This window comes from Aquabacterium sp. UBA2148 (assembly GCF_002328915.1).
In the GTDB taxonomy this organism is placed as follows: Bacteria; Pseudomonadota; Gammaproteobacteria; order Burkholderiales; family Burkholderiaceae_C; genus Aquabacterium; species Aquabacterium parvum.
Map to the genome: position 1 here is coordinate 10593 of NZ_DCXA01000122.1, position 1802 is coordinate 12394.

Consider the following 1802-nt stretch of genomic DNA (forward strand, 5'->3'; position numbering starts at 1 on the left):
CCCCCCCCTGAGCGAACTCACGCCTCGCGCATGGCCGCCTTGTAAACCGATTGTTTGGGACTGGCCATCACGCGCCGCAGCATGGGCTCGAAGTGACTCAGCGGCCGGGTGGGCGCGGCCGGGTCGAATGCCGGGTTGTCGTAACGCTCAACGAACTCCGCAGTCCGTTCTGCGTGAGGGTGTCCAGCGAACTGATCGCGCATGTCCCGGTCCAGCCCGATGTGGTGAAAGAAGTTGTGCCCTTGGAAGATCCCGTGGTGCTGCACCATCCACAAGTTCGCCTCGATCACGAAGGGTTTGAGGATGGCCGCGGCGATGTCGGGGTGGTTGTAGCTGCCCAGCGTGTCGCCGATGTCGTGCAGCAGGGCGCACACGATGTACTCCTCGTCTCGTCCATCGGCCTCGGCCAGCGTGGCAGCCTGCAGGCAATGGCTGAGCCGGTCCACCGGAAAACCGCCAAAGTCGCCGTCCAGCAAGCGCAGGTGTTCCATCACCCGATCGGGCAGGGAGCGGGCCATCTTCATGGCCTCCGGCAGGATCACCGCCCAGTCGGCCTGGGTGCTTTCTTCCATGCGGGTGAAGGTGGCTCGGGGCGCATCCATGGTCAAACTCCAGCAAAAGGTGTGGGCAGATGATGCCGAGGTTCTCGGCGCGGCATCACCCGGTGAAACGCGGGCCACATGCGGACCCAACGCGGGCCCAATGCGGGCCAGACGCGGGCACTGTGACCGAAAACCTCAGGCCAGCAGCTTCTGCCAGAACAGGGCGCGCCCCATGCGGGGGTCGAGCTGATAACCAGCGAACCCAGCTCGCCGGTAAGCCGCCTGCGCCGACACATTGCCCTCGAGCACCTCCAGGGTGACTTTGCAGCACCCCCGCTCGCGCGCCAAGCGCTCGACCTCGGCCAGCAGTTGCCCAGCCAGGCCCTGCCCCCGGTGCGCCGGCAGCACCACCATGTCGTGCACGTTGAGCAAAGGCTCGCACGCAAAAGTCGAGAACCCCTCCATGCAGATCGCCATGCCCGCTGCCTCGTCACCCGCAAAGGCCAGCACCACGTGCACCCCCTGGCGCTTGCGCAACTCGGGCACGAGGTTGCGCCGCACGTGCTCGCTCAAGGGGCGCCCACCGCCCATTTCGTCTCGGGCGTAGGCATCCAGCAAGTTGACGATGGCGTCGGCGTGTTCGGGGTGGCCGAGGTCGGCCAGGGTGATCTGGGTCCACATGGGCGAGATTGTGCCGCCGCCCCGGGTGGGCTTCGCTCAGACCCGGCTCACGCCGTGCTCAAAACCGAGTCTGCAGCGAGCGCAGCAGCTGCTCCTGGAGCGACTCGGCCTGCTCTGGCACGGGACCGGCAGCCCCCACCAGGACCAGCTTCTGATCCAGGTGGCAGCCAACGAACAAGGCGTAGTCGCCCTGGCGAGCGAACAGGGCGGCATCCCCGGTCTGGTCGATCTCGGTGACGCCGGCCTCTTTCAAGGCATCGGCAGCGAGCTGACGGCATTGTTCGTCGCGCAAGCCGTGACCGGTGTGAAGGGGCAGCATGCCGTAGAGCATGGTGGGCGCGTGCTCTGACAGGCGCGTGGCCGAGGGACCTGCCGCAGTGGGCAACAGCTCGATCGGCCCCTGATCACCTGACAAGGTGGCGTGCACCGCCTGCGCGGAGGCCGCGCCATGGAGCAGCCAGGCCTGGGTGGCCCAAGCTGCGATACCGGCCGAGCCCAGGGTGAGCAAGGCCACCGCCCAGACTGGCACGCGTCGCGCGCCAAAGGGCTCTGCATTGGGCGCCACCGGGCGGGCGGGTG

3 protein-coding genes are annotated in these 1802 nt (G+C 67.4%); all 3 read right to left on the bottom strand.

What is annotated here, in order from left to right; all coding sequences use genetic code 11:
* Positions 1 to 17: 17 nt before the first annotated feature.
* Positions 18 to 602: an HD domain-containing protein gene (locus B2W70_RS06690; protein WP_286744059.1), complete on the bottom strand. Its 585-nt coding sequence runs from the start codon at positions 600 to 602 to the stop codon at positions 18 to 20.
* Positions 603 to 737: 135 nt separating this feature from the next.
* A complete protein-coding gene (locus B2W70_RS06695; RefSeq protein WP_058086349.1) occupies positions 738 to 1223 on the bottom strand; it encodes a GNAT family N-acetyltransferase in 486 nt (161 codons plus the stop codon).
* 58 nt (positions 1224 to 1281) lie between these two features.
* Positions 1282 to 1802, bottom strand: a 521-nt coding sequence (locus B2W70_RS06700; protein WP_286744062.1) for a hypothetical protein, incomplete at its 5' end; no start/stop codon positions are given.